This window comes from Microbispora hainanensis (assembly GCF_036186745.1).
Lineage (GTDB): Bacteria > Actinomycetota > Actinomycetes > Streptosporangiales > Streptosporangiaceae > Microbispora.
Genome location: NZ_CP108086.1, coordinates 8,389,479 through 8,416,435, shown reverse-complemented (window position 1 = coordinate 8,416,435; position 26,957 = coordinate 8,389,479). Strand labels below are relative to the sequence as shown.

Annotated in this window: 18 protein-coding genes and 2 pseudogenes; 5 read left to right on the top strand and 15 right to left on the bottom strand. The window is 72.6% G+C overall.

The genetic code is table 11. The features are described 5' to 3' along the window. Position 1: 1 nt before the first annotated feature. On the bottom strand, positions 2 to 2,269 hold the full coding sequence (locus OHB01_RS38085; protein WP_328854672.1) for an MMPL family transporter: 2,268 nt from the start codon (positions 2,267 to 2,269) through the stop codon (positions 2 to 4). A 339-nt stretch (positions 2,270 to 2,608) separates the two neighbouring features. Between OHB01_RS38085 and OHB01_RS38080 the strand changes: the two genes are divergently transcribed. Then, on the top strand, positions 2,609 to 3,169 hold the full coding sequence (locus OHB01_RS38080) for a TOPRIM nucleotidyl transferase/hydrolase domain-containing protein (protein WP_328854671.1): 561 nt from the start codon (positions 2,609 to 2,611) through the stop codon (positions 3,167 to 3,169). Positions 3,170 to 3,289: 120 nt separating this feature from the next. Here the strand turns inward: OHB01_RS38080 and OHB01_RS38075 are convergent, their stop codons facing one another. After that, positions 3,290 to 3,475: a hypothetical protein gene (locus tag OHB01_RS38075; protein WP_147942446.1), complete on the bottom strand. Its 186-nt coding sequence runs from the start codon at positions 3,473 to 3,475 to the stop codon at positions 3,290 to 3,292. A gap of 278 nt (positions 3,476 to 3,753) precedes the next feature. Here OHB01_RS38075 and OHB01_RS38070 point away from each other — a divergent pair, with 278 nt between their 5' ends. Next, entirely contained in the window at positions 3,754 to 4,551 is a 798-nt protein-coding gene (locus OHB01_RS38070) for a sensor histidine kinase (protein ID WP_187280536.1), read from the top strand. Positions 4,552 to 4,786: 235 nt separating this feature from the next. On the opposite strand, the gene OHB01_RS38065 is transcribed toward OHB01_RS38070, so the two are convergent. The 3 genes from OHB01_RS38065 to atpB all read right to left on the bottom strand — a co-directional run bounded on the left by OHB01_RS38065 (position 4,787) and on the right by atpB (position 6,832). Then, the gene (locus OHB01_RS38065; protein ID WP_142645527.1) at positions 4,787 to 5,527 is read right to left on the bottom strand and encodes a hypothetical protein; all 741 of its coding nucleotides are present in this window, start codon (positions 5,525 to 5,527) and stop codon (positions 4,787 to 4,789) included. 156 nt (positions 5,528 to 5,683) lie between these two features. Further along, the gene (locus OHB01_RS38060) at positions 5,684 to 5,968 is read right to left on the bottom strand and encodes a YiaA/YiaB family inner membrane protein (protein WP_142645526.1); all 285 of its coding nucleotides are present in this window, start codon (positions 5,966 to 5,968) and stop codon (positions 5,684 to 5,686) included. A 75-nt stretch (positions 5,969 to 6,043) separates the two neighbouring features. Beyond that, positions 6,044 to 6,832, bottom strand: coding sequence for a F0F1 ATP synthase subunit A (atpB, locus tag OHB01_RS38055; RefSeq protein ID WP_205829793.1), 789 nt, complete (start codon positions 6,830 to 6,832; stop codon positions 6,044 to 6,046). A gap of 79 nt (positions 6,833 to 6,911) precedes the next feature. On the opposite strand from atpB, the gene OHB01_RS38050 reads away from it, so the two are divergent. Continuing rightward, complete coding sequence (locus tag OHB01_RS38050) at positions 6,912 to 7,718, top strand: TetR/AcrR family transcriptional regulator (protein WP_205829792.1); 807 nt, start codon at positions 6,912 to 6,914, stop codon at positions 7,716 to 7,718. 260 nt (positions 7,719 to 7,978) lie between these two features. Here OHB01_RS38050 and OHB01_RS38045 read toward each other — a convergent pair whose 3' ends face one another. The 5 genes from OHB01_RS38045 to OHB01_RS38025 form a co-directional block, all read right to left on the bottom strand. Continuing rightward, positions 7,979 to 8,674: a type II toxin-antitoxin system PemK/MazF family toxin gene (locus OHB01_RS38045; protein ID WP_328854669.1), complete on the bottom strand. Its 696-nt coding sequence runs from the start codon at positions 8,672 to 8,674 to the stop codon at positions 7,979 to 7,981. Positions 8,675 to 8,903: 229 nt separating this feature from the next. Further along, a complete protein-coding gene (locus OHB01_RS38040) occupies positions 8,904 to 9,914 on the bottom strand; it encodes an NAD-dependent epimerase/dehydratase family protein (RefSeq protein ID WP_142645524.1) in 1,011 nt (336 codons plus the stop codon). A gap of 135 nt (positions 9,915 to 10,049) precedes the next feature. Further along, positions 10,050 to 12,314, bottom strand: coding sequence for a SulP family inorganic anion transporter (locus tag OHB01_RS38035; RefSeq protein ID WP_328854668.1), 2,265 nt, complete (start codon positions 12,312 to 12,314; stop codon positions 10,050 to 10,052). 53 nt (positions 12,315 to 12,367) lie between these two features. After that, on the bottom strand, positions 12,368 to 14,341 hold the full coding sequence (locus OHB01_RS38030; protein WP_328854667.1) for a hypothetical protein: 1,974 nt from the start codon (positions 14,339 to 14,341) through the stop codon (positions 12,368 to 12,370). A 183-nt stretch (positions 14,342 to 14,524) separates the two neighbouring features. After that, complete coding sequence (locus OHB01_RS38025) at positions 14,525 to 15,070, bottom strand: YbhB/YbcL family Raf kinase inhibitor-like protein (protein WP_142645521.1); 546 nt, start codon at positions 15,068 to 15,070, stop codon at positions 14,525 to 14,527. A 178-nt stretch (positions 15,071 to 15,248) separates the two neighbouring features. Between OHB01_RS38025 and OHB01_RS38020 the strand changes: the two are divergent. Both OHB01_RS38020 and OHB01_RS38015 read left to right on the top strand, forming a co-directional pair. Further along, a pseudogene (locus OHB01_RS38020) lies at positions 15,249 to 15,920 on the top strand (AfsR/SARP family transcriptional regulator); the annotation flags it as partial. Between the two features lie 1,033 nt (positions 15,921 to 16,953). Then, positions 16,954 to 17,220 (top strand): hypothetical protein, encoded by a 267-nt coding sequence (locus tag OHB01_RS38015; protein ID WP_328855894.1) that lies wholly within the window; start codon positions 16,954 to 16,956, stop codon positions 17,218 to 17,220. A gap of 144 nt (positions 17,221 to 17,364) precedes the next feature. Here OHB01_RS38015 and OHB01_RS38010 read toward each other — a convergent pair. From OHB01_RS38010 to OHB01_RS37990, 5 genes and pseudogenes are all read right to left on the bottom strand, one after another. Then, positions 17,365 to 17,952, bottom strand: a pseudogene (locus tag OHB01_RS38010) (ATP-binding cassette domain-containing protein); the annotation flags it as partial. A 318-nt stretch (positions 17,953 to 18,270) separates the two neighbouring features. Continuing rightward, complete coding sequence (locus OHB01_RS38005) at positions 18,271 to 19,821, bottom strand: helix-turn-helix domain-containing protein (protein WP_328854666.1); 1,551 nt, start codon at positions 19,819 to 19,821, stop codon at positions 18,271 to 18,273. Between the two features lie 1,599 nt (positions 19,822 to 21,420). Next, positions 21,421 to 23,655, bottom strand: coding sequence for a septation protein SepH (sepH, locus tag OHB01_RS38000; RefSeq protein WP_328854665.1), 2,235 nt, complete (start codon positions 23,653 to 23,655; stop codon positions 21,421 to 21,423). Between the two features lie 500 nt (positions 23,656 to 24,155). After that, a complete protein-coding gene (locus OHB01_RS37995) occupies positions 24,156 to 25,448 on the bottom strand; it encodes a D-arabinono-1,4-lactone oxidase (protein WP_142645519.1) in 1,293 nt (430 codons plus the stop codon). A gap of 150 nt (positions 25,449 to 25,598) precedes the next feature. After that, positions 25,599 to 26,792, bottom strand: coding sequence for an MFS transporter (locus tag OHB01_RS37990; protein ID WP_142645518.1), 1,194 nt, complete (start codon positions 26,790 to 26,792; stop codon positions 25,599 to 25,601). Positions 26,793 to 26,957: the final 165 nt, after the last annotated feature.

Here is a 26,957-nt window from a genome sequence, read left to right as displayed (position 1 = left end):
CTCAGCATCCACCGACGGGGTTCGGGGTCGCCTCCTTGTCCGGCGCGGTCGTCTGCGGTGACAGGTAAGCGTCCAGCGACCGACCCTCGACATCGACGTTCGGAAGCACGCGTTCCAGCTTACGGGGCAGTTTCCAGGACCGGTCCCCGAAGAGGGCCAGCACGGCCGGGACGATGGCCATGCGAACCACGAAGGCGTCGAAGGCGACCGCGGCGGCCATGCCGAGACCCGTCGTCCGGATGTTGGTCTGGGCGATTCCGATGAACCCGGCGAAAACGCTGATCATGATGACGGCCGCCGCGGTGACGACGCGTCCGCTGTGCCGGAACCCGGTGACGATCGCGTCCTCGCTGGTCGCACCGTGCACGTACTCCTCGCGCATCCGGGAGACGAGGAAGACCTCGTAGTCCATGGCGAGTCCGAACACGACACCGATGACGAAGATCGGGATGATCGACATGACCGGTCCGGTCTGGTCGATGCCGAACAGGCTCGACGCCCAGCCCCATTGGATGACCGCGACGACGACGCCGAACGCCGCACCCACGGACAGCAGGAAGCCGAGGGCCGCCTTGAGGGGCACCAGGATCGAGCGGAAGACCACCAGCAACAGGATCACCGCGAAGCCGATGATCACGGCCAGGTAGATCACGAGTGCACTGTAGATGGACTCGGAGACGTCGACGATCACGGCAGTACGGCCGGTGACCGCGATGGAGGTGTGCGTGTCGTCCTCCACGGCGTCGACGGCGCTGCGGATGTGATGCACCAGGTCCCTGGTCTCGGCCGTGTTCGGAGCGGACGCGGGGATCGCCGTGAGGACGGCCGTGTCCTTCGCCGGGTTGAAGACGGGGGCGCCGACCGAGACGACCCCGTCCACGTCGCGTACGGTCCTGGCGACCGTGTCCGCCGCAGCCTGCGCGTCGGCGGCCCGCGAGGCGTCGACGACCACGGTCAGCGGCCCGTTGAAGCCGGGGCCGAAGCCTTCGGACAGCAGGTCGTAGGCCCGGCGCTGGGTGTTCGTCACCGGCTTGGACTCGTCGCCGGGGATGCCGAGCTCGAGACTGAACGCCGGTATGGCGATCACACCGAGGCCGATCACCCCCACCAGCAGCGCCGCGAGGCGTCGGCGCACCAGGAAGCGGGCCCAGCGGACGGCGATACCGGGCCGCTTTCCGTAAGCCGCGAAGGATCCGGCAGCCGCCGCGCTGGTGACGTCCCTGGCGAACGGTTCGTTCGCGACCGTGCCCCCGATGCCTGCGGACCGGCGGCCCCTGCCGCCGCGACCCACGCCCAGGCTCCTGCGGACCGCGCGAGGCAGCAGCCGGTCGCCGAGGAAGCCGAACAACGCAGGGACCAGGGTCAACGCGATGAGGACGGAGATGAGCACGGTGCCGGCGCTGGCCAGGCCCATCTTGGTGAGCTCGGGGATGCCGACGACGCTCAGTCCGGCCAGGGCGACGAAGACCGTCGCGCCGGCGAAGACGACGGCGGAGCCCGCCGTACCGACCGCGCGGCCTGCGGCCTCGGCCGGCTCCCTGCCCCGAGCACGCTCGTCGCGGAAGCGGGAGGTGATGAACAGCGAGTAGTCGATGCCGACCGCGAGGCCCAGCATGAGCGACAGGATGGAGACGGTGGAGGTCAGGCCCAGGGGCCGAGCCAGGGCGAAGATCCCCATGAGTGAGATGAGCACGCCGACGAGCGCGGTCATCAGCGGCAGGCCTGCCGCGATCACCGAGCCGAGCGTGAGGAACAGCACCACCGCGGCTACGCCGAGGCCGATGAGCTCCGTCGAAGCGCCTGTCTGCGGTTGCGTCAGCAGGGCCGTGCCGCCGAACTCCACGGTCAGCCCCGCGCCCCTGGCCTGATCCGCGGCGGCCTGGAGGGTCTGCTTGGCCTCCTGCGTCAGGTCGTCGGCGCCCACGGTGTAGTTGATCCGGGCGTACGCCATGGTGCCGTCCTTGCTGACGGCACCCGAGCCGAACGGGTCGCTGACCGAATCGACCTGGGCACTTCCCTCCAGCGTGCCGAGCGCCTTCTCGATGGCCGCCTTGTTCGCCCTGGCCGTCACCTGCCGGCCGTCCGATGCCTGGAACACCAGGCGGGCCTCGGCGGCCTCGGGGTTGGTCCCGGGGAACCGCTCCGCCAACAGGTCGAAGGCCTGCTGCGACTCGGTTCCGGGCATGCGGAGGGCCTCGTCCCCCGACGACGGTGCCCGCACACCGAGGAAGCCGACCACGAGGAGGACGCCGACCCACAGGACGCCCACGAGCCGGCGCCTTCGGAAGGCCCATCGCCCGACTCGGTAGAAGAAGACCGCCACCTGTCGTTCACTCCAGACATCGCTAGGCAGGTTGGGATATGCGTGCGATGCACGCGGCTTCCCACACTCGCTCGCGATGTCGGCCCGGACATCGTCTCCAGGACCCGTTCTCCCCTGGTGCACGCGGACCAGCACCGCACGGCTCCTGGTGCAGATGCACTACATGCCGTGCGGCCACGAGTTGTGTGTGCTGACCCCGCGACAGCGCGAACGCGGCGTCCCGGTCCCTTCAGCGCAGGAAAAATGAGTACGAACTTCGCCGGATTCGCTGCGAAGCTGAGCGGTGTGGACGATACGCACACGGTGGTCCTCGTCGAGGGGCTCAGCGACAAGTCGGCCGTCGAGGCGCTGGCCGAGCGCCGGGGCAGGAGCCTCACGGCCGAAGGCATCGAGGTCTTCGCGATGGGCGGTGCCACGAACATCGGCGCGTACGTCGGAAAGTTCGGCCCTTCGGGCCGCGATCTCCGGCTGGCCGGTCTGTGCGACGCCGGGGAGGAGGGCGCCTTCCGGAGGGGGCTCGAGCGCGCCGGCTTCGGGTCCGATCTCACGAGAAGCGATCTGGAGGCGCTCGGATTCTTCGTGTGCGTGGCCGACCTGGAAGACGAGCTGATCCGCGCCCTCGGCACCGCCACGGTCGAACGGGTCGTGGACGCCGAGGGCGAGCTCCGTTCGTTTCGCACGCTGCAGAAGCAGCCCGGCTGGCGCGGGCGCAGCACCCACGACCAGCTCCGCCGGTTCATGGGATCAGGCGGCAGCCGCAAGATCCGCTACGCGAGCCCGCTCGTCGCGGCACTGGAGCCCGATCGCGTGCCGCGACCGCTGGACGCCCTGCTGGCCTACCTGTGAGTCCCCTCACGAACCGGTACGAGGGCTGATCGAGAAGCACGAGCCCACCACCGCGAGCGCAGCGTGGCACGGGAAGCGCATGGAGGCCGCCTGTACGAACGGCGGCGGAATTCCGGCCGTTTACGGATCGCCGGGGATGGGATCGCCCGGGAAGGGAATGAGCCCGTCGCCCCACACCGAATTCCACATAAGCGCCAGCGCCAAGAAAATTCCCCCTCCGATCCCGGCGCCCAGCACGAGAGTCAGCACGACCAGCTTCACCAGCGCGTACGGAAAGCGCCGGGCCGTGCCCTGGGAATACGTCATATCGACAATCCTTCGTCATCGGTCCCGGCCGGTCAATCCTGCTCAATATCAACAGACCCTTGACCCGCGCTGATGCCGGGAGCGAAGACGAGGATGAAATCACAGGTCGATCGTGGTTTCGGGCGGGCTGATTCGCGCTGTCCCGATCCGGCTTCGCCGTCGACGCTCGCGCCGGTCCCGGCCAGAACCGGCTTCGCTGACTTCTTCAAGGGCCTCGGACGGGGATAGGGGAAAGAATAACTCCGGAAAAGCGGTGTATACGGTGATTTTAGATGTTCATGGGGATCGTCACGGACCGGCTCGGGAATGCCGGAGGAGTGACCTCGCTCCGCCACCTCCGTGATTGTCTCGGCGAACTCGATGAGCTGGAGCGCGGCATCAAGCACGGCATCGACAGCATGTGCGGCAAGCTGTATCAGGCCATCGACTGGCAGCGGCGGTTCGGGGCCGAAGTGTCGCACGAGCTGCGTACCCCGATCGCGGGACTGCGGGCACAGTTGGAGGAGGCCCGGCTGCATCCCGCCGAGATCGACGTGAACGGCCTGATCGAACGAGCGCTCAACGACGTGGAACGGCTGCATGCGCTGGTCGACGATCTCTACCTGCTGGCCCAGCTGCACGCCGCCGCGCAGTCGTCCGACCTGGCCATGCTCGACCTCGGCGATCTCGTGCAGAGCGAAGTGGCCCGGCGTACGGACAGGCACGACGTGAAGGTGCAGGCCGTGCGCGGGGCTCTGGTGCGCGGCGTGGACGCGCGGCTCCGCCGAGTGCTGTCCGAACTGCTCGACAACGCGCAGCGGCACGCCAAGTCGGTCGTGTTCGTCCATGTCCGGCGTACGGCCCACGCGGCGGAGCTTGTGGTGGCCGACGACGGCGACGGGATCGACGAGGAGGACCGGGAGCGCGTCTTCGATCGCTTCACCCGCCTCGACGCCGCCCGATCCCGCGACCGCGGCGGGACCGGCCTCGGCCTGGCCATCGTGCGGAACATCGTGAACGGCCACGAGGGCGAGGTGCACGTGGAGCGGTCATCGGCCGGCGGTGCCGCCTTCGTCGTCCGGCTCCCGCCGGCCTGACCGGTCGTCAGCACCACCCCCGCGTGTGTTCAGAAGATGTGGACGTGGCCTCCGGCGATTTCCGCGATGCGAACGGCCGCCTGGAAGGCTGTGCTCATGGGAGTCGTCACCGGCGCCGGGGCCGCGCGCCGCTGAAGACCGGCCCGTTCGAAAGGGAGCCGGCCCGCCGCGCCAAGCGGGTCGGCCCCCGGGCCGGCTGTGTCGCATACCCTCCGGCAGCCCGAGCCGTCCGGGCTCAGGAGAACCGCTCGACGGTCACGGGAATCGGTCCCGCATGGCGCATCGCCGTCGTCAGCCGCCGCAGCAGCGGCCCGAGGACCTGGGCGGACGCGGTCCCCAGGTGGGCCGTGAGATCGAGGCAGCAGGCGACGCCGGGCCCTATGCGGCGCACCTCCCAGGTGAAGACGTCCGGGTCCGCGCGCAGTACGCCAGAGCCGACGATCCGGGTCCCCGGGTCGCCGGCCTCCCCGGCGGGCGTCACCACGTCCGCGAGGAGAGACAGGCGTGGCTCACCGGCGAACAGCACGCGGTAGACCCGCGTGTCGTGGAACCCGTCGGGGACGCTGGGCGGGGTGAGGCGCAGGGGAGGGGAGTCCGGCAGAGGCTGGTGGTCGCGGAACAGAGCCCGCAGCCGCGTCTCGCCGGGCAGTTCGCCCCCGCCGAGACCGTGGTAGGCGGCCTCGGCCTCGGGGCGGCTCACCGCGCGGACCCGGGCGCGCAGGCCGGGATCCTCGCGCATCGCGCGTCCGAAGGCAGCGGAACTCCACCAGTCGCCGGCGGCCGCCGTCCATCCGGCGGTGTCCAGGCCGATGGCCCTGAAGTCGTCGGTGAGCGTGAACTCCTCCACAACGATCGCCTCGGCCGGGGCTTCGTCCCCGTCCGCCGCCGGCGTGATCAGGTAGTAGTCGAGAGCCGCCTGTGCTTCGGCCGCGACGGTGACGGCCGCCCGCCCGCGCTCGCGTATGTCGCCGGTCATGGGCGCACCCTACTGACCTTCGGCCGTCGTCCGTACGGGCCTGGTCGGGCGGCCCGGCGTGCGACGGCGTACGGACGAGCCCGGTGCCTCACCGGAACCGTGCACGCGGGGGAGCGGGGCGGGAATCCCGCCCTCCCCATGTCTGAGTGGCCGCCCTCAGTCGGCACGGAAGGGGTCGTGCTCGGCGAGGAGCTTGTCGAGCCGGGCCTGGTCCACGCGGCTGAGGACGGTCGACTCCTCCTGCCGGTCCCGTACGCACTTGGCCAGCGTGAACGTCGAGGTCACCACGTACATCAGCCCGAGGGCGAGGAAGGAGCGCACCCATGTCGTGACCGGAAGGTAGAGGATGCCGACGGCCAGGCCCGCGACGGAGATCGCGAACGAGAGGATGGCCTGGACGTAGAAGGCGGTCGTCGTCGTGGGTTTCACCGGTTGCGTCATGATGCCATCGTCCGCGGCGTGCGGCTGCCGGACATGAGCGCCGATACTCAGTTACCGGTGAGTACGAGCACCCGCTCAGTGGTCCGGGTGCAGGGCGTTGCCGATGTACATGGCCGCGAGCATGGTGAACAGGAACGCCTGCAGGAACTGGATGAATATCTCCAGGCCGGTCATCACGACGGCCATGGCCACGCCGAGCAGGCCCACCGGGGCCCCGAGTGCCGTGGGCTGCTCGACGAGGAACCAGAATCCGACCGCGCTGAAGAACGCCAGCAGCAGGTGCCCCGCGAACATGTTCGCGAACAGCCGTACGGCATGCGTGAACGGCGCGGTGACGAACACGTAGAGCAGTTCGAGCGGCGCGTAGAGGACCAGGGCGAGCGGCTTCGGCAGGCCAGGCGGGAACATCAGGCTCTTGAGATATCCGCCGACCCCGTGGTGCCGGAAGCCGAGACAGAGCTTGATGACATACACGATCAGGGCGAACACCACAGGGAACGCGATGTGGGCGTTCACCGGGAACTGCACTCCCGGGACCACGCCCAGCAGGTTCCACAGCAGGATCACCGAGAAGAGGCTGAGCAGGAACGGCATCCAGCGCTCGGCGTCCTTGCCCAGGAACGGCCGGGCCACCTGGTCGCGGACGAACAGGTAGCCGTACTCGCCGAGGTGCTGCAGGCCGCGCGGCACGAGGGCCGGCCGCGCGAAGGCCCCCCACGCGAACGCGCACAGCAGGACCACGCCGACCGCGGCCAGCACCACGGGCTTGGTCAGCCAATATGGCGCGCCCGGCCAGAGCGGCGGGAAGTCGAACAGCTCGACACCGGGAGCCCTGAAGTCGTCCCTGGCGAGGATCGCGGGCATGGACAATCCCCTCGATGCGCGGCAAGAAACTGCGTATACCGTACTCACTTTATCGAGGCGAGCCTACATACCGGGTACCGTGTACGCAATAGCGGCGACGACCCGCGAGACCTGCGACGATCCGGGACGACTGACGATGACGGGCCACGAGAACCTGTGGACGCGACCCGAGCGCCCTGCTCGCGGGCCGCGGCCGAGCTTCAGCCGCGCCGCCCTCGCCGATGCGGCGATCCGCATCGCCGACGCCGAGGGACTGGAGGCGATCTCCATGCGGCGGATCGCCGCCGATCTCGGCGCGGGCACGATGTCCCTGTATCGCTACGTGACGAGCAAGGACGAGGTGCTCGACCTCATGGTCGACACCGCGGTGCGGGAGTATCTGCCGGAGGACCAGCAGCCGCCGGATGACTGGGCCGAAGGGCTCCGCCTGCTCGCCTGGCAGGCCCGGCGCACCATGCTCCGCCATCCGTGGCTGGCGCCGCTGGCGGCCGCTCGACCGCAGGTCGGCCCGAACAGCGCACGCCTGATGGAGACCGCTCTCGGCATGCTCGACGGTCTCGGCCTGGGCATCGACGAGATGCTGACCTTCGTCGGCGCGGTCTTCGCGTACGTGAACGGCTACACCCAGGGCGAACTGGCCGAGGCCGAGGCGATGCGGCGGTCGGGGATGACCCTGCAGCAGCGGCTGGCGCAGCACATGTCCTTCGTGCAGTCGCTCATCGCGACCGGTGAGTTTCCCATGCTGGAGCGGATGACGAAGGAGGCCGGCCGGCGACTCCTGGGCGCCGACGACCGCTTCGCGTACGGCCTCGACAGGCTGCTCGACGGCCTGGCCGCCGGGCTGCCACCGCGCGGCGGCGCGGAAGACCCCGCAGGGTCACAGTGACACGGACGGCCGACCCCGGAGGCGGCCACGGTCTCGGACGCGGTTTCGCGATCGAGCGCGGTCGTGAGGGAGAGCGCGGTCGTGAGGGAGAGCGCGGTCGTGAGGGAGAGCGCGGTCGTGAAGGAGAGCGCGGCCTCGGGGCGCGGGGGTCACGGGGCCGGGCGTGGTCCTGAGGCGGCGGGGTCGGTCTCAGGGGGCGGTTTCGGGGGCCGGTTTCGGAGGCGGGCCCGGCCTCGGGGCGAGGCCTGCGGAGGTGCGGCTCAGTTCGGGGTGATCTCGTGGAGGCGGCAGACCTGCCGCCAGATGCGCGCGTCGAGCGTTCCCACCTTGTCCTGGAAGTCGCCGACGGGCACGCGGACCGGGCCGGTGAGGTCGAGGAAGCTGTTGTGGTCGGCGTCCGGGTCCCAGGTGCGGGTGGGGATCTCCACGTGGTCGGAGCGGTCGCTGCGATCCTGGCTTGTGATCTTCAGGACTTCGGCGCCGCCCCGGTGCGTCCTGAGCACCACGCAGGGGCGCACCTTGTGGCCCGGCCCGTCCTCGTAGGGCACGTCGGCCCACCAGATCTCGCCCGGACGCGGATCGGCCTGGGTGACCGCGCCGCCTGCGCTGCGCCCTCCACCCGGACCTCTGCCCGTGCCTCCGCTCGTGCCTCCGCTCGTGCCTCTGTCCGTGCCTCTGCCTGGGCCGCGACCCCGGCCTCCGTCGCGGGCCCCGGAGCCGGTGCCGGTGCCGCGCGTCGTGTGGGGGGCCGGACCGCCGCCGGGCCTGGTGCCCGGCCGCGTGGCCCCGGCCGGGGCACGCCCCCCGGGCGCCGTGGTCCGGCCGGCGCGGCCCGGCGAGGGACGCGAAGAGGGGCGCGGCGCGGACCGCCGCCGCGAGGTCCCCGGCAGGCGCCCGGTCATCCCGAGCACTCCCAACACGACCAGCACGGCCACGATCACACCCACCCAGATCATGGCCGACAGCCTACGGCTCCCCACGACCCCCTCCGCCAGGGGAGTCCACCGCCCCCGCCCGGCGCGCTCGGTTTCGCCTCCGCCCTGGGCGAGCCCGCTCCGGTAGCGGACTCGCCCACCCTCGCCCGGCGCGCTCGGTGTCGCCGTCGCTTCGGCTGAGCCCGCCTGGGCGGTGCGGGCGAGCGCGCGGCCCGGCGCCCACTCCCGCCCGGCCGCAGGGTGGTCGAGGTCAGGAGCGGGCGTCCCAGGCGGCGAGGATGCGGGCCTCCTTGTCCGGGTCGATGCCGTGGCGCATCCGGCCGCCGAAGCTGCGCCGCTCCTCGGGGATGTCCTTCAGCCACTCCCAGGTGTCGCGGACGGTCTCCCGCACCGGCCTGCAGGTGAGACCCGCGGCGATGGCCTTGGCGGAGGAGTGCGTCCACACGCCCGGGTTGTCCGCCTCCGGGGCCCACAGCGGCAGCTCGGTCCACATCTCCACGCCCTGCTCCACCAGGAAGGCGTCGTCGACCCACACCAGCTCCGCGTCCGAGCCGGTGGCCTCCACGCAGTCGTTCAGCCAGTCGCCGTACGTCGTGTTGCCCTGCACCCCGCCCGTCATGTAGCGGCCGGTGGTGCCCTTGGCCGCATGGTCGAGGGCGAACGCCGCGATGTCCCGGGCGTCGATGAGCTGCATCGGGAACGCCGGGTTGCCGGGTGCGAGCACCCGCCCGCCTCGGGAGATGCGGGTGAGCCACCAGGGCAGCCGGCCCACGTTCTCGTGCGGGCCGAGGATCAGGCCGGGCTGGATGACCAGCGCGCCGCCGTCGAAGTGCTGCTCGACCGCCCGCTCGCACCCGGCCTTCAGCACGCCGTAGTCGCCGAACTCGGCGTCCGCGTCCGGCGGGCACTCGTGGCGGGGGAAGGTCTCGTCGACGCCCGGCTTGCCGGGCCAGTCCGGATAGGCGGAGATGCTGGAGATGAACGTGTAGTGCGGAGCGTGCCCCGACAGCGTCCGTACGGACTCCAGGACGACGCGGGGAACGAAGCCGCACACGTCGATCACCGCGTCCCACTGCCTGCCGTCGGCGAGCCGCCGCAGGTCGTCGGTGCTCTCGCGGTCGCCGCGCACCGCTTCCACGCCGGGCAGGTCCGTCCCGCTCCTGCCCCGGTTGAACGTCGTGACCTCATGACCGCGCCGCAGCGCCTCGTCCACGATGGCGCGTCCGAGGAACACCGAACCGCCGATGACCAGAATTTTCATACGGTCAATCCTTGGCCCGCCCGCGTCGCACCTCCGCCCGGTTTCACGGTCGGCGGACATGATCCGCTGACAGCGAAGCCGGGCCGCTCGGCCCGGCCCGGCCCCGCCGTGACTCAGCCGGCGCTTAGCCGGAGCTCAGCCGGTGCGCAGCTCGGGGACCGGCGTGAAGCGTTCCTGCTCCAGCACGTGCACCCGCGCCGCGCCGATGTCGAAGTACAGGCCGGTGAGGTCCAGCTTCCCGGCCTGTACGAGGGTGTCCACGAACGGATGGGTCCGCAGATTGTCGAGCTGCTGGATGACGTTGATCCGGCAGAGCCGGTCGAGCGGCCCGGTGTCGTCGTCATGCGGCTCGGCGGCCACGAACCTGGCCAGGCTCTGCCGTCCGTGCCGCAGCCAGCTCCGCAGCGCGGGCAGGTCGGGCACCTCACCCAGCAGGGCGGCCATCGCGCCGCATCCCGAGTGCCCGCAGACCGTGATCGTGCGTACGCCGAGCACCTTCACGGCGTACTCGATCGTGGCCGCCACCGAGTCGTCGGCCGGGACGGCGCCGGCGCGCGGCACGAGATTGCCGATGTTGCGCAGCGTGAACAGGTCGCCGGGGCCGCTCGCGGTGATGATGTTGGGCACGATGCGCGAGTCGGCGCAGGTGATGAACAGGTGCGACGGCGACTGCTTGCGGGCCATGCGGTGCAGCACCGGGCGGACCATCGGCGCGGTCCTGCGCTGGAACTCCCGTGTCCCCTCCAGCAGATCGGGCACGCCCTGCGGCTCGCAGAGCATGGAGATGTCGTCGTGCTTCCCGCCGTCGGCGCCGATCACCGCGTAGGACCCGGCCGTAGCCAGGGAACGGGAGCGGCGCCGGTAGGCCCAGGGCAGCCACCAGCGGTCGTGCCGGGGTGGAATCCTGGCCGGGAACAGGCGGACGCCGTTGATCGCGGCGGAGTACCACTCGGCGTGCGGCTCGTCCACGTCGATCACGCCGCCGGTGCGTTCGTGCTCAAGCCGCCAGGCGTGCAGCGCCTCGAAGGCGGCGTTGTCCATGAAGTCGAGGTGCAGGTCGAGCTCGACCGCGGCCCCCGCGGGGATGCCGCGCAGCGCCTCGGTCAGCCGGGGCACGCCGAGGAACGTCAGCGACCCGGTGACGACGACCCGCCAGCGCCGCTCGCCCGTGGGCCGTACGTCGACGGAGACCCAGGCCAGGCGGCGCAGGGCGAGCAGGGCGGCCAGCCCGAGGCCGATCGCCACGCCCTCGGCCAGGCCGATCAGCACGACACCGGCCATCGTCACGAAGTAGACCGGCACCTCGCGGTGGTTGTGCAGGTTGCGGACGTGCCCGAGGTTGACCATCTGCACGCCGATGAACAGCAGCAGCGCCGCGAGCGCCTCCAGGGGGATCAGCGCGATCATCCAGGCGAAGAGCGCGGTGAAGAGCAGCACCCACACCCCGTGGAGCACCGAGGACCAGCGGGTGCGGGCGCCCGCCCGCGCGTTGGTGGTCGTGCGTACGACGACGCCCGCCACCGGAAGGCCGCCGAGCGCGCCGGACACCATGTTCGCCACGCCCTGCGCGGTGAGGTCGCGGTCGAGGTTGGCGCGGGGACCGTCGTGCAGGCGGTTGGACGCCACGCAGGTCAGCAGCGACTCGACTCCGGCGAGGAGGGCGACGAGGAGGACGGCTCCCGCGATCGCGTGCCAGTCGCCCTGCGGCATCACAGGTCCCTGAACGGAGGCGAACCCGCCCTGGAGGTCCACCTTCGTCAGATCCCAGCCCGACACCGCGGCCGTCAGCGTGGCGATCATCAGCGCGGCGAGCGGCGCGGGCACGGCGCGCAGCCGGGGGATCCGGCCCCACACGAGCAGGACCCCGATCGTCAGCACGCCGATCATGACGGCGTGCGTGTGGTTGTCGAGGATCTGGGCGGGAAGTTCGAGCACGTTCTCCAGCGCGGAGCGCCGCGGGGAACCGCCGAGCACGATGTGCAGCTGGGACAGCGCGATCACCACGCCGACCCCGGCGAGCATGCCGTGGACGACCGCGGGGGAGACCCCGAGCGCCGCCCGCGCGACCTTCAGCCCGCCGAGCGCGAGCTGGAGCAGGCCGGCCATCACGGTGATGGCGCACGTGGCACGCCAGCCGTAGGTGTGGACCAGCTCGGCGACCACCAGGGACAGACCCGCGGCCGGCCCGCTGACCTGGACGACGGAGCCGCCGAGGGCGCCGGCCACCACGCCGCCGACCACGGCGGCGACGAGCCCGGCCGCCACCGGCGCACCGGACGCCACCGCGACGCCGAGCGACAGCGGCACCGCCACCAGGAAGACCACCAGCGATGCGGGCACGTCATGCCGGAGTACGGACATCCAGTTACCCGGCGTAATCGTCTCGTCACTGATTGTCATGGGCTGACAATAGGTCAGCCGCGGAGACGGTCACCAGGCAGGCAACGGGAATATCACCGGTAGTAGTCGGGATAATCGCTTTCCGGGTCGCGGTGGCGGCTGCCCCGCCGCCGCCCGCTCGCCGAGGTGGGGGCGTCGCCGTAGACCTCGTCGTAGGCGGGCCAGCTTCCGCCGGCGGCCGGCTGCTCGGGCCACGAGGGATGGGTGCCGCCGTATCCCTGCTGTTGCTGCTGGTCGTAGCCGTACTGGCTCTGTCCCGACGGCGCGTCATAGCCCGCCGACTCGTACGGCGAGGCGGTCGCGGAGCCCGGACCGGTCACCGTGTCGGAGGCGTCGATCGTCGCCCAGCCCGTGCTCACCTCGTACGACGGGGTGGAGGGCGCGGCGGGCGACGGCGGCTGCGAGCCGGCCGGGTAGGTGGACGCGTAGCCGTCGTAGGCGGGGGTCTGGTAGGTCTCCGCGTTCGGCCACGAGGACGCGCCGCGCGGCGGCTCCGGGTCGTCGAGCACGTCGCGGGCGTTCGGCCAGGAGGAGGAGCCCGTCGTGGGGGCCGCGGCGACCGGCGGGTAGCTGCCCGCGACCGGCCAGCCGGGGTCGGTGCCGCCGGTCTCGGGGCCGGTCACCGCCGGGTCGGGCGGGTACGACGCCGAGGCGTCGGCCGCGCGGAACGGGCCCGTCGCGGTGCGGGACGCGTCGTAGGCGTCGGACCGAGGGGTCTCGTAGCTCGTCGCCGCCCAGGCGTCGAAGGAGCCACCGGTCGCGCGGGGCGCGGGGTCGGCGAGGGCGTCGGCAGGAGAGGCGGCGGGCGTCGCGGCCTCGAACGCGCCGCTGGTGCGGGCCGGGTCGTACGAGCCGGTGGCGAAGGACCCGGTGGCCGGGATGGAGGAGGACGGCGTGTCGTAGCCGCCCGTCGCACGGACGTCGGAGGAGCCCGCGCCGCCCTGCGTGGCGAACGGCCCGGTGGCCGCGGGCGAGTCGTAGGAGGGAGCCCCGAACGGGCCGGTGCTCGCCGAGATCCCCAGGGGATCGGCGGCCGACTGCGTGCCGTACGAGCCGGTCGCGGGGGTCGAGGGGAACGAGCCCGTGGAGCGCCGGGTGTCGTAGGAGGTGCCCGTCTGACCGGTGTCGCCACCGGCGGCCGAGGCGGCGGCGCGGCGGGCCGCGGCCCGCGACGACCGGCCGGACCTGCTCGGCCTGCGGGTGGACGCGCCCGGCGTGCCCGCGGCGCCCGGCGTGCTGGGCTGGGGCCCCGCGGCGGCGAAGGGATCGCTCGCCGCGGACGCGGCGGCGCCGCTCACGGCGGGGGAGTCGAACGGGCCGGTCGCGCGGTTCGCGTCGAAGGGACCGGTCGTGGGGGAGCCGGCCGGAGCCGCGGACGCGTCGAGCAGGTCGGGCGTCGGCGCGGAGAAGGTGACGGTCTTCTGGTCGGCGATGGCCGAGGCGGGGACGGGAGCGGCGGGACGCGCGGGCTCGTCGGCACCGGCGCGGCGGGGGCGGTTCGGACGGGAGGGCAGGGGAGCCTGCACGGTCGCGGCGTCGGGGTCGGCTCCCCGGACCGTCGCGCCGGGCGCGCCGGTAGGCTCGTCCACCGGCCGGGGGGCGGCCATCTTCGCGGCGATCGTCCCCCCGAAGCCGCCATCGTCGGCGCGTACGCGCGACCAGTAGTCGTCGTCGTAGTCGTCGGCCTCGCCCCACTCGTCCACGCCGCGCTTGCCGCGGGCGGCGGCGGGCTGTTTGCCGCCGCGCTGAGCGGGACGCGCCGCCTGCCGCCCGCCGGGACGGGGGGCGGGACGCGGCGCGGGCTTCTGCTTCTCCGGCTCCTCGAAGGCGTCGAACCCCTTGGGGAAGCTCTCGAAGAACGTCTCCTCGGCGGGCCGCCGGGGCTTGGGGCCCTTGTTCTCGGCCATCGCCTTGATGCGCTCGGCGGAGAGAGCACTCTCCCTGCGGTTCATCGACCGCATGCCCAGCGCCACGACCAGCAGCACGAGAAGCACGACGGCGACAAGACCCGAAATGACCGCAGTCATAGCACCACCCTCAAGGCCATGGCCTTTCTGCGGCGCCGGTGAGATCGCGCGGCCATCGACGCGACCTGCCCCCTCTGGTCACCTGCGCTCAGCAATTGGATCCGATTCTGCTCGACCACAATGACCGTTGTCACACCCTAGGTGAAGATTGGTGTAGCACGACTACCTCCGGTGCTCAGCATGTCACTCGATCGTGTTCGCCGTGAGGCGCCCACGGGCGATGGTGTGACTCGCGATGCCCTCCAGGGTCTCCGCGAGGTCGGCGCCCTGCTTCAGGTCGAGCTTCGCGTTCAGTGCGTAGACAGTGAAACGGTAGCTGCCGTCGGCCCGGCATGGGGGCGCATAGCCCACCTTCCCGCTCGAGTTCCTGCCCTGCCGGGCCCCTCGGGGGACGTCGTTCATGCCCAGCTCGGTCGTCGCGGGGTCGATGTCGAACACCACCCAGTGCACCTCCGGGCCGCTGCGGGGACTGTTGTCGTCGACCACGAGGGCCACCGACTTGGCGCCCGACGTGCCCGACCAGCGGAGAGGCGGGTTGCCCTGCCCCCCCTTACAGGAGTAGTCGTCCGGCAGGGGGGCGCCGTCGCGGAACTGCGGGCTCGACACGTTGATGACGTCGAGGTTCCTCGGCGATCCCCCGCCCAGGATTCCGCAGCCCGACGCGGCCAGCGTGAGAGCCGTCACCGTGACGGCGGCTCGCGTGACCGCTGATTTTCTCGGCGATCCCATGCCCGATGATGCTACGCGGATTGGACAGGTGCCCCGACCGGATCGCGGTGATCCGTACCGATGACCGGCCCGCTGCGAGCCGCTGACCTCTGTGTTTGCCCGAATCGACTCGTACGGGTCGAGGACCGTCAAGTGGGGATGTGCGGCCCTGGGCGCCCTTATCCGCCACAATCTAGGCATGCAGGGGGACACGCCGGGATCGGGCATGAGCTTCGCCGTTCTGGGCCCCCTCGACGTACGGCGCGACGGGCGGCCGATCGAGGTCGGCGGGCGGCGGCTGCGAGCCCTGCTGACGCTCCTGCTGCTGGACGCCGGCCGCACCGTTTCCACCGAGGCGCTCGTGGCGGGGGTGTGGGACGACCGCCCGCCGAGCGGCGTGGGGAACGCCCTGCAGGCGCTGGCGTCCCGGCTGCGGGCCACGGTCGGCCGTGACCTGGTGGCCGGCGGGCCGTCCGGCTATCGCCTGGCCGTCTTCCCCGATCAGGTGGACCTCCATCGGTTCGCCCGCCTGGCGCGGAAGGGCGCCGCGGCGCTGGCCGCGGGCGATCCGGGCCGCGCCGCCGCCCTGCTGCGTGAGGCACTCGGGCTGTGGCGCGGCGCTCCGCTGACCGACCTGCCGTACGCCGAGGTCGAGGTGGCCCGGCTGGAGGAGCTGAGGCAGGCGGCGACGGAGGACAGGATCGAGGCCGAGCCGGCCCTGGGCCGGCACGCGGACCTGGTCTCGGAGCTGCGGCTGCTCGTCACGGCCCATCCGCTCAGGGAACGGCCGTACGGGCAGCTCATGCGTGCTCTTTATGGGGCGGGCCGCCGGGTCGAGGCGCTCGCCGCCTTCGAAGAGGCCCGGTCGGTGTTCGCCGACCGGCTCGGGGCCGACCCCTCGCCCGCGCTGGCCGAGCTCCACCTCGCGATGCTGAGGGGCGAGCCCTCCGGGGAGGACACCCGGCCGCCCCCGGGTCTCACCCCCGCGTTCCAGGGACTTGCCGGGGTGGAGCAGGGGACTTCCCCCGTCGCGCAGGCGCCGCCGCGTGCCGCGCGCCGGGGCAACCTGAGGGCCCGGCTGACCAGCTTCGTCGGCCGGGACGACGAGGTCGGCAGGATCGGCGCGCTCCTCGCCGCCGACCGCCTCGTCACGCTGCTCGGCCCGGGCGGGGCGGGCAAGACGAGGCTGGCGGTGGAGTCGGCCGAGGCGATCGCCTCGCGGGTGCCCGGCGGCGTGTGGCTGGTCGAGCTCGCGCCGGTCAACGACGCGGCGGAGGTGGTGCAGGCCGCCCTCACCGCGCTCGGCCTGCGCGACACCGGCCTGGTGCCCGTGCGCGCCGTGCCCGCCATGCCGGGCGGGCCGGGCGGGGAGGCCGACCCGGTGGCCCGGCTCGTCGCCGCTCTGGCGTCGCGCGACACGCTGCTCGTGCTGGACAACTGCGAGCACGTGGCCGAGCCCGCCGCCGTGCTCGCCGACCGGCTCCTCGCCGAGTGCCCCGGCCTGCGCGTCCTCGCCACCAGCAGGGAGCCGCTCGGCATCACCGGTGAGAGGCTGTGGCCGGTCGGGCCGCTCGGCGCAGACCACGCCGTACGGTTGTTCGCCGAGCGGGCGGCCGCCGTACGGCCCGGCTACCTCGTGGACGGCGAGCGCGACGCCGTCGAGCGCATCTGCCGCGAGCTCGACGGCATGCCGCTCGCCGTCGAACTGGCCGCCGCCCGGCTCCGCACGCTGTCGGCCGGGCAGGTCGCCGAACGGCGCGGCGACCGGTTCCGCCTGCTCACCGCCGGGAGCCGTACGGCGATGCCCCGCCACCAGACGCTCCGCGCGGTCGTGGAGTGGAGCTGGGACCTGCTCGACGCCCGCGAACGCGTCCTCGCGGCGCGGCTGGCGGTGTTCGCGGGCGGTGTTCGCGGGCGGGGCCACGCTGGAGGCCGCCGAGCAGGTCTGCGAGGGCGACGTCGACGTGCTCGGCAGGCTGGTGGACAAGTCGCTGGTCGTGTTCGACGGCGACCGCTACCGCATGCTGGAGACGATCAGGGCGTACGCCGCGGAGCGCCTGGCGGAGTCGGGCGACGAGCGGAACATGATCGGCTGCACGCTGAGGTCGATCAGCTCCATCGGGTTGTGCTTGATCTGCACCAGGCTGCGCCAGGCGAGCGTCGCCGTGTGACGCAGGGCCGCCCCGGCGCCCGGCCGGGAGGACACCGCGACAGCGGGCGTGGCGCGGGTGATCGTGGTCATCGTCTCTCCTCGTCGCTTCGTGCGTCCTGCGGCTCTCGTCGCGACCTCACGCCGCGGCTCCCGTGTCCTGCCCGTCGTCCGCCTCATCCGGGGCCTCGGCACGGTGGCCGGTCAGCGCGAGGTCGCGGACGACGCCCCACAGCTCTGTGCGGTTGCGCGGGTCGAGGCCGGTCGTCGGCTCGTCCAGGAACAGCACCTGGGGACGGCCCACGAGGCTCGCGGCGAGGTCGAGCCGGCGCCGCATGCCGCCCGAGTAGGTCTTGGCCGCCCGGCCGCCCGCGTCGGTGAGAGCGAAGCGGCCGAGCAGGCGGTCGGCCCGCCGCCGTGCCTCCGCTCTCGTGAGGCCCAGCAGGCGGCCGATCATCACCAGGTTCTCTACCCCGGTCAGGGTCTCGTCGACGGCCGCGTACTGCCCGGTCAGCCCGACGAGCGTACGCACCTGGTGCGCCTGCCGGACCACGTCGAACCCCGCCACGTGCGCCCTGCCTCCGTCCGGTCGCACGAGCGTCGCCAGGATCCGCACCGCTGTGGTCTTCCCGGCCCCGTTCGGGCCCAGGACGCCCAGGAGGCGGCCCCGCGGCACCTCCAGGTCCACTCCGTCGAGCGCCCTCGTCTCGCCGTACCGTTTCGTCAGCCCCTCGGCCTGGATCGCATATCCCATGGCGTCTCCTCCGTTCGTGTGCGCCTTCGCTGCGTCTCCGCTGCGTCCTCCACTGTGCGGAGCGGCGCTGACACCTCACTGAGGGCGGCCGCCGGCCGCTGACATATCGCTGACAGCGGCCGGCGGGCCTACGCGAACACGCAGGGGAGGGCAGCGAGGGGGTGCACGGCGTCGCCTTCGCCGCCGAGCTCACGCGGGCACACTCCGAGTCATGCGGGCGCGCTCCGCGCGGGTATGGCCCGAGCCATGCGGGCATGCTCCGCGCGGGTATGGCCCGAGTTCGCGGGCGTGCTCCGAGTCACGCAGGCGCGGCGCGCGTCACGCAGGTACGGGCTGCGCCGTTCCTCGCTTCGTGACCCCAGCGGGAAAGAGAGCGTGAGACGCGCGGTCCGCGCTGGTGCGATGAGCGCGCGTCCACGGGGGGACGGGAACCGGGCGGAAGAGGAACACCTGGTCGCGCTGCCCGGTGCACGACTGCTGGGCGAGCTCGGCGCCGGGGACCACGTCGGGCTCGCCGTACAGCGCTCCGAGGCACAGCCCGCTGTGCAGGGGGCGCAGTGCGAACCCCGCCCCGGCGGGCACCAGCACGAAGCGCTGGTGCCGGGCTCCGGTGCAGTTCTCGGGGGCGACCAGCGCGCCCGGGCCGCGCAGTGCCTCGTCGACCGTGAGGCAGCCGACGCCCTCCTTGGGATGGTGCCACTGGATCTCGTAGGCGCCGCCGGCCGCCCGCAGATAGGTGTCGGGGACGAGATCCTGGCAGGGACGCTGCACGGCCAGTGGCCGGTCGGTCCTCCCGTTGCGTTCGCGTCCCTCCCCGAGGCACAGGTCACGGTCGGCGACGTGCAATGGGACGATGTGATACCACCCGTCGCGCGGGGGGCGCTTGCTTCCGGCCGTCGGGACGGCGAGGGAGGTGGCGGGCGGGGTGTGGTGCTCCTCGGGAGCGGCCGAGGGCCGCGCGTCGCCGCCGGCCCAGGAGATGCGCAGTTGCGCCAGGACCGCGCCCGTGGCGAGGAGCAGGACCGCGGCGACGGCCCCTGCCACGGTGAGCCGCCGCAGCGCCCGTGTCCCCAGCCGTACGGCTGCCGCGTCAGGTCCTGGCGGACCGCCCGCCCCGGCGGGTGCGGCGGGATCGGTCTGGGCTGTGGGATCGACCTCGCCTGCGATGTCGGCCTGTGCCCTGGGACCGGCCTCGCCTGTGGAATCGGCCTGGCCTGCGATGTCGGCCTGAGCCCTGGGACCGGCCTGGGCTCCAGGACTGGCGTCGCCTGGGGAATCGGCCTGGCCTGCGGGGTCCGTCGGAGCGCTGGGATCGGCCCGCCTTGCGCGTTCCGCCTGGCGCGTGGAGTGGGCCCGCGCTGCGGGGCCGGTCCGGCCGGTGGGATCGGCTCGGGCCGTCGAATCGGCCTGGCGGGCGGTTCCGGCCTGGACCGTGTGATCGGCCTGGTCGCGCTCGCCGAGACCGCCGGGGTCGGCGCTGCCGGCCTCGTCGCGCCGGACATCAGGGCGGGGCTGCTCCGGCGGTCCGGTCGGGCGGTTCCGGCCTACGGCCGTGTCGTGCGGATCGGCCGGGGGCACCATGCCTGCGGCCAGCCGTTTCCTGTGCGCCACCCAGCGCGCCGTCTCGGCCTCACCGAGCCCGCAGGCCCGTACGAAGGCCGCCACGAACTCCTCCCTGGGGAGGGTCGTGCGTCCGAGGGCCCCGGCGATCGTGCTGCTGGGCAGCACGTCTCCCGACGCCTTGGCGGCGGCAGTGAGCTGCCGGTAGGTCAGACCGGACCACTGGCGGAGACGGCGCAGCGCGGCGACGAATTCGGCGGCGGAGGCGAGACCGTCCGGCTGGGGAGGCGCGCTGAACGGCCCTGACACGACGATCCTCCCAAGCCACGCTTCGGCGTCGATCCGGGCGAAACACTAACAAAGATCGATGACGCGAGGCAGCCCCCCGAGTAAGCGCGCAGTCCGGAGAGCTGGAGGCGGCCCAGGAGCATGAGCAGGATCCTTGATGTCCTCGTCGGACATGTTCATCCCCGCGGGCGCGGGGCCGACTCTCACGCCATGGCGAAGAACGCCGACGTGCGCTGTTCAGCCCCGCGGGCGCGGGGCCGACGTCGTGGCAGTGAGCGACGCCCGCCCGGACCGGTGTTCATCCCCGCGGGCGCGGGGCCGACGCTCGTCCACCCGTTGAGCCATGTCCGCGGCCGTGTTCATCCCCGCGGGCGCGGGGCCGACACTTGCTGAGCTGCGGCTTGCTCTGTCGTTGTCCCCGGCCGCGCTTGGTCACGTACGGCTTGCTGCCGCCAGTGCCGTGGCCGGTGCCGACGACATGGTCGTGGTAGTGCCGGTAGCCGACGCTGCCGGGCTCGATGGTGCCGCCCGGGCGACGGCCCGGCGCGTGGGTGCACCAGACATGCGGCCTGTTGGCGCTCCGCGGCCGCCACGGGTCGATCGGCGAATCGAGCTTCGCCCCTCGGACGACGATCGACGCGTCGGCCGGCGCCATGGACATGAGGCCGAACGGCTCAGCCGTCCCGTTCTGCCGCAGCCCCTCCTGCCTGGCGACCGTCCGGGTGACGGTGAAAGGCCGCTCCGCCGGCCGACAGGTGCGCGGGCGCCTGCGGCGGTGGCCCCGTGACCGCCGCGTGCGCCGTCCGTGGAAGCGCGACCAGCGTGCGGGCGGTCACGACGGTGGTCGCCGGGATCACGCGTACGCGTGTCCACCGTGATCGTCGACGCAAGGTGAACCTCCATGGGGAAGGCCCCGAGCCCCGGCCGTACTCCGGAAGAGGGGGCGCAATACGGAAGATCCTCGATGGACGGGACACAGGACAAGATCCACGAATGTGCGGAACTGTTCCGGACGCCTCCACGCGGTCCGTGCCGCGTGGGATGCCACGAGGGGCGCGTCCGGTCCCGCCGCGAACCGAGTCTTCCCGGATACGAGTCCTGGGGGCGATGAGGACGCCGCGTGAAGAACATCCGGACCGGAACATGCGCCCGCTCAGGATCGTGAGCAGGGGCCCGGACAGACGGCGGAAGGCCGCTCGGCGAGTTCGCGAACCCGCCGACCGGCCTTCACACGTGGAGTCGTGACCACGCCGGTTCGGTGTGACGGCTCTCGATGTCAAGGAGAAGCGCCACGACCCGCCCGCGCACCAGCAGCAGGCTGTCGCGGATCAACCCCACGTGGGAAGCCCCCGTGTCCTGCGTGGTCAGTGCGCGGAAGCCACCGTGCCCTGTGCGGTCAGTGCGCGGAAGCGGCCGTGTCCTGCGCGCTCAGTACATGGAAGCCACCGTGCCCTGTGCGGTCAGTGCGCGGAAGCGGCCGTGTCCTGCGCGGTCAGTGCGCGGAAGCGGCCGTGTCCTGCGTGGTCAGTACGCGGAAGCGGCCGAGTCCTGCGCGGTCAGTACATGGAAGCCGCCGTGTCCTGCGTGGTCAGTACGCGGAAGCCGCCGGGTCCTGTGCGGTCAGTCCTGCTTGCGCGCCCCGAACATGATCTCGTCCCAGGTCGGCACCGACGCCCGGCGTCCGCGGGACTTGCGGGGCCGCGGGGGAGCCGGCTTCGGCACGGGTGGCGCGGGCGTCTCGGGCTTGGTGTCCTTCGGAGCTTCCTTCTGCGTCTCCTTCGCCCCGTCCTTGGACGCGTCGCCGGTGCGCTGCGCCTTCCGCGCGTCCCCCGCCCGGGGCGCCGGAGCGGCGGCGGGAGCCTGCGCAGCGGGCTGTGCTGCGGGTGTCTGCGGCGCGGGCTGTGCTGCGGGTGCCTGTGCTGCGGGCGCCTGAGCAGCGGGCGCGGCCTCAGCCGCAGGCTGCGCGGGCGGCACGGCCTGTGCCGCTGGAACCTGGGCCGCTGGAACCTGGGCCGCCGGGGCCGCGGGCGTGGTGGCGTCCGCCGCAGGAGCGGCAGGCGCCGGAGTGGGCTTCGGTGTGGGCGCAGCAGTGGGCGCAGCAGTGGGCGCAGAGGCGGACGCCACGGTGCTTTCCGCAGCGCTCTCCGCAGGCGTGCTATCCGCAGGCGTGCTATCCGCGGGCGTGCTCGGCGCGGGCACGCTCGCCGCTGTCGCGTCGGCCGCGGGGCTCGCAGCGGGTTCCTTCGCGGACTCCGCCGGTGGAGCAGGCGCGGGCACGGTGACGGGAACGGCGGCGGCCGCGGACGCTTCGTCCCCCGCGTCGCCCCCGGCCGTGTCCGCGGCCGTGTTCGTGTCGGCAGCCATGACCGGGGCCGGGTCGGCGACCGGCTGCGAGGCAGGCGCGGCGGCCGGTCCCTCGGCCGCTGGCGCGGTCTCCGCAGGTGCGGCGGCCTCCACGGCGGCTTCCATGGCGGCTTCCACGGGAGCTTCCGCAGGGGCCTCTGCAGGGGCCTCTGCAGGGGCCTTCACAGCGGCCTTCACGGTGGCCTCCACGCTCTCGCGAGCGGCGGCGTGGGCCTCGGCGTTCTGGGCGGACGCCACAGCGGCCACGTCGTCCGTGGCCCCGGCGTCCGCCGTCCCCGAACCCACAGTCGGTTCGGCAGAGGTGCTCGTGGTCGTCGTCGCGTCCTCGGGAACCGCCCGCTCCACGGGTGCCGCCGGGGGCGCGGCCTCCTGCGCCTCATGGTGGGACGGCGCAGGAGCGACACCGGCTCCGCCGGTCACGGCGCCCTGCGCCGCATCCGCAGCGGCCTGCGCCGCGGCCTGCCGTCCCGCGATGTCCTGAGCGTCCGTACGGCCCGCGCCGTCCCCGGCGGGCGTACGCGGAGGAGCGGCCTCGGCCGCGGACGAGGTCTGGGCCGGGCTCTCCACCCTGGTCTCGGCGGCGGGCGGCGGGAGTGCCACATCGGGGCTCGCGATGAGCGACTGCGGCAGCCGGAAGGGCACCGGGGTCAGCTCGGGCCGGTACGCCGCGGGCTCGTCCGCGTACGGCTCGGGCCGCTCGGGGCGGCCGGTTTCCGCGCGCAGCGGCGGGCTCAGCCGCGGCGGCGGCACGGGCTCGGGAATCACGGCGGGCTCGGAGCGTACGGCGGGCACGCTGAGACCCGGCTCGTCGCGGCGGGGAGAGGGCTCCACGGGCAGCGGCGGCACCGGGGCGAGCTTGGACGCCAGGCGGGGCATGAAGGGACGCACGGTGGCGTCGTCCCGCTCGGGCTCGACGTATTCGGCGGCCGACAGGCGCATGGCCTCGTCGTCGTTGGGAGTGATGTGGCGGCGGCGCGGGTCGAAGAGCCACTCGGCGTGGCGGGTGTGGCCGTTCCAGACGAAGCCGAGCCGCACGCGCCACAGGTTGTCGTCGCGCTTCGCGGAGTCCCAGTCGATCTCGTCGGCGGGCACGCCGCGCCGGGTGAGCCGCTCGGCGACCAGGTCGCCGAGCGTGGGCCCGGGGGTCGTCTCGCCAGGCATGCGGACCGAGACCCGCTGGGCCTGCTGGGCCATGTATTCGCGTTCCTGGAGCACCGGCCCCTCGAACCAGCGGACTCTCTCCACCGGAATACCGGCGGTGGCCGCGATCTCCTCCGCCGTCTCGCCGGCACGAATGCGCGCCTGGATCTCCTTGGGACGCAACGGGCTCTCCACTTCGATCTCGTACTGGCCGAGACGGGAGAAGTTGCCGCGGACCGCAGCGCGGAGCCGGTCGTCGACGGGCAGCGTGAAGCGCGTGCCCCGCCCGGCCGTCGCCAGGACGAGGTACGTTCCGTCCTCACTTACCGCGACGAGACGGAGCTCCTGCATGCGAGTCCCTTCGTCGTCGTGCTCTGTCTTCCCCCGGACCCTTGAGTCTCTCGCGTGAGCCGGTTGCCTTCCAGCACCGTACCCGGCATGTCCGAACATCGCCTCGCCAGGGGGCGAGGCAGGTGTTGTGACGCCGGTCACATTTTTCGCGTTCACCTTTCCGCAACCTGTCGGTCGTGTGGGAGCGGCAGTCCGTGGACGGCGGCCGTGCCGCCGATCCGGCCCACAAGGCGAGAGCGAGGGTCGTGTCTCCTCAGGTGGTGCGCGCCCACCGCCCGTCCGTACGGCACGGGCGCGGCGCACGGCGACGTGACCGTGCCGTACGCCGTGCGGCCGGACCTGCGGGAGGGTCTCATTCCTGCTTGCTCCCTCGGGTTCGAGTGGCGCGCCGGGCTCAGGTGTGCCCGTGCTCCGCAATGTGCCTGCCCGAGGGCCGGCGCGGGCAACGCGACACGCGGAAGACGCCGGACCGTGGAGAGGGACTTTACGCGGGGATGGGGTCAGCCTTCCCGCGACGCGCCGAGCACCCGGTCGAGGTAATCGTTGGAGAACAGCCCGTCCGGGTCCATTTCGCGGCGGAGTGCGAGGAAATCGCCGAACCGCGGATAGACGCCGCGCAGGTAGTCCGCGTCGCGGGTGTGCAGTTTGCCCCAGTGGGGCCGGCCTCCCAGCCTGACCATGATCTCTTCCACGCCGTCGAAGTACGCCGGGTTGGGCGCCTGGCGGTAGACGTGGCAGGCGACATACGCCGAGGGCCTGCCGTACGCGGTGGAGAGCCATGCGTCCGAGGGCGGCGTGACCCGCACCTCGACCGGGAAGGTGATCGGCCAGCCCGCCCTCTCCACGAGGTCCCGCGTCTCCCGCAGGGCCTGGGCGAGGTGGTTGCGCGGGATGGCGTACTCCATCTCCAGGAATCGGACCTCGCGCACCGACGTGAAGATCTTGTAAGAGGTGTCGACGCACTCCGACGTGCCGAGCACGCGCGCGGAGATCCCGTTGATCGAGGGCACCGCGCCGGGGAAGCGGGCCCCGAGGGCGCAGGCCGCGCCGAACAGCGTGTTCTCCAGGAAGACGTTGTCGAGCCAGCGCTTGAAGGCGGCGGGCGGCCGGGCCGGGCCGGTGTCGCGGTTGTTGCGCTTGACCAGGCAGGTGTCGGTGTGGGGGAGCCAGAAGAAGTCGAGGTGGTCGTCGGCCTCCGTCAGGTCGTCCAGCGTGTCGAGGATCCGGCTGAGCGCCATCGGCTCGCGGCGGTTGCGCAGCAGGAACGCGGGCTCCACCCGGAACGTGACGGCGGTCAGCACGCCCAGCGCGCCGAGGCCGACCCGGGCCGCGTCGAACAGGTCGCCCTCGCGCACGGTCGTCACGGAGCCGTCGGCGAGCACCATCTCCAGCTCGACGACCTGGTCGGCGAGGCCGCCGACGTGCCTGCCGGTGCCGTGGGTCCCGGTCTGGATCGCCCCCGCGGCGGTCTGGGCGGTGATGTCGCCCATGTTGGCCAGGGCCAGGCCGCGCCGGTGGAGCTCCTCGTTGAGCGCGTGGAGCGGGGTGCCCGCGGCGACCTTCACCCACCCGTCGCCCGCGTCGAGGACGCCGGTGAGCGCGCCGGGCCGCAGGAGGATGCCGTCGGTGAGCGCGACCCCGGTGAACGAGTGCCCCGTGCCGGTCATGCGCACCCGCCGGCCCGTCTTCGCTGCGTCCCGTACGGCGTCGGCGACCTCGGCGGCCGACGCGGGGGTGCGGATCTCGGCGGGCCTCACGGACTGGTTGCGCGCCCAGTTGACGAAGGCGTCCATGCTCCTCCTCGCCCCGGCACAGTGCCCAAGGTGAAACTGTGCCCCGGGGGTGAACCGTGCCCCAAGGTGAAACCATGCCCCGGGGCGAAACCGTAGCCCTGAGGTGAACATGAACACTACTCATGAGACGCCCCGCTGCCTACGGGCCGCTCAGTTCGTGTGCTGGTGACGCACCCGGACAAGCGCGGAGCCGGCGAGGCCCACGACCGCCGCGAGCAGCGCGCAGGCGTAGGAGAAGCCGTACGCGTTGGACGCCCCGAACGCGTCGGTCAGCCGTCCGCCCGCCCAGGAGCCCACGGCCACGCCGAGGTTGATCGAGGTGGTGACCCACGCCATGCCCTCGTTGAGCTGGGCCGCCGGGACCATGCGCTCCACCAGCGAGAACCCGGTGATGATGGTGGGCGAGATGGACAGGCCGGCGACGAACAGCGCCAGCGCCATGACCCGCACGTCGCGCATGAGCAGCACCGGTGTGAGCCCGGCGGCGAACAGCGAGAGCCCCCGGACGAACCGGGCGCGCAGGCTGATCTTCCAGTGCCGCGAGCCGTACCACAGGCCGGAGACCGCGCTGCCGCACGCGATCGAGGCGAGCAGCAGACCGGCCGCGCCCTTGCTGCCGTGCTCCTCCGCGAAGGCCACGGTGATGATGTCGACGGAGCCGAACACCGCGCCCATCGCCAGGAACACCGCCGACAGCAGCGCCACGCCCGGGATCGCGATCGGGGACCCGGCCGCCCCCCGGTGCCGTACGGCGGGCGGCTCGGTGCCGCGCATCGCGGCGAAGGCCAGCGTGCCCGACACGGTCAGCACGATCGCGGCGATCAGGCCCGCGTAGGGGTTGATCGCGATCGTGAGCGCGGTCACGAAGGCCGGGCCGCCGACGAAGATCACCTCGTCGGCCACGGACTCGAACGAGAACGCGGTGTGCAGCTTGGCGGGATCGGCGAGCACGTGCGACCAGCGGGCCCGGACCAGCGAGCCGAGCGAGATCCCGGTGGCCCCGGACACCGCACCGGCGGCGTACAGCGTCCACTCGGGCGTCCCGGAGTGGGCGCACAGCATCAGGGTGGTGAGCGAGCAGGCGTGCATCAGCACCAGCGGGACCAGCACCCGCGCCTGGCCGAACCGGTCAACCAGCCGCCCGGTGAGGGGCCCGGCCACGGCGACCGCGATCGAGAAGGTCGCCGCCACCGCCCCCGCCTTCGCGTACGAGCCGGTGATCGCGGTGATCAGCAGGATGACGCCGATGCCGAGCATCGACATGGGCGCCCGGCCGATGAACCCCGCGATGACGAAGCCCTTGACTCCGGGCGTGCCGAACAGCCCCCGATACGGCCCGACCATATTGTGTTTCCCCTTCGGCACTGTGCTCGGCACTGTCGTGCGTGTGCGTCCGGGCCGGCCGTACGACTGCGGCGGCGGCCCCGAGTGGTCCCGGGACACGCGGACGGCGTTTGTCTCCGGTTTGACCATCGCGTACCCGCTTATCATGAGGCAAGTGATTTTTCC

Bases quoted from the DNA above. Each gene is read 5' to 3' on its own strand.
- OHB01_RS38065 (WP_142645527.1), bottom strand. From the start codon at position 5,527: ATGACCGGCGACATACGCGAGCGCGGGCGGGCGGCCGTCACCGTCGCG.
- OHB01_RS38075 (WP_147942446.1), bottom strand. From the start codon at position 3,475: ATGACGTATTCCCAGGGCACGGCCCGGCGCTTTCCGTACGCGCTGGTG.
- OHB01_RS38070 (WP_187280536.1), top strand. From the start codon at position 3,754: ATGGGGATCGTCACGGACCGGCTCGGGAATGCCGGAGGAGTGACCTCG.
- sepH (WP_328854665.1), bottom strand. From the start codon at position 23,655: ATGCAGGAGCTCCGTCTCGTCGCGGTAAGTGAGGACGGAACGTACCTC.
- OHB01_RS37995 (WP_142645519.1), bottom strand. From the start codon at position 25,448: ATGGACGCCTTCGTCAACTGGGCGCGCAACCAGTCCGTGAGGCCCGCC.
- OHB01_RS37990 (WP_142645518.1), bottom strand. From the start codon at position 26,792: ATGGTCGGGCCGTATCGGGGGCTGTTCGGCACGCCCGGAGTCAAGGGC.
- OHB01_RS38025 (WP_142645521.1), bottom strand. From the start codon at position 15,070: ATGGGATCGCCGAGAAAATCAGCGGTCACGCGAGCCGCCGTCACGGTG.
- OHB01_RS38060 (WP_142645526.1), bottom strand. From the start codon at position 5,968: ATGACGCAACCGGTGAAACCCACGACGACGACCGCCTTCTACGTCCAG.
- OHB01_RS38030 (WP_328854667.1), bottom strand. From the start codon at position 14,341: ATGACTGCGGTCATTTCGGGTCTTGTCGCCGTCGTGCTTCTCGTGCTG.
- OHB01_RS38045 (WP_328854669.1), bottom strand. From the start codon at position 8,674: ATGATCTGGGTGGGTGTGATCGTGGCCGTGCTGGTCGTGTTGGGAGTG.
- atpB (WP_205829793.1), bottom strand. From the start codon at position 6,832: ATGCCCGCGATCCTCGCCAGGGACGACTTCAGGGCTCCCGGTGTCGAG.
- OHB01_RS38035 (WP_328854668.1), bottom strand. From the start codon at position 12,314: ATGACAATCAGTGACGAGACGATTACGCCGGGTAACTGGATGTCCGTA.
- OHB01_RS38040 (WP_142645524.1), bottom strand. From the start codon at position 9,914: ATGAAAATTCTGGTCATCGGCGGTTCGGTGTTCCTCGGACGCGCCATC.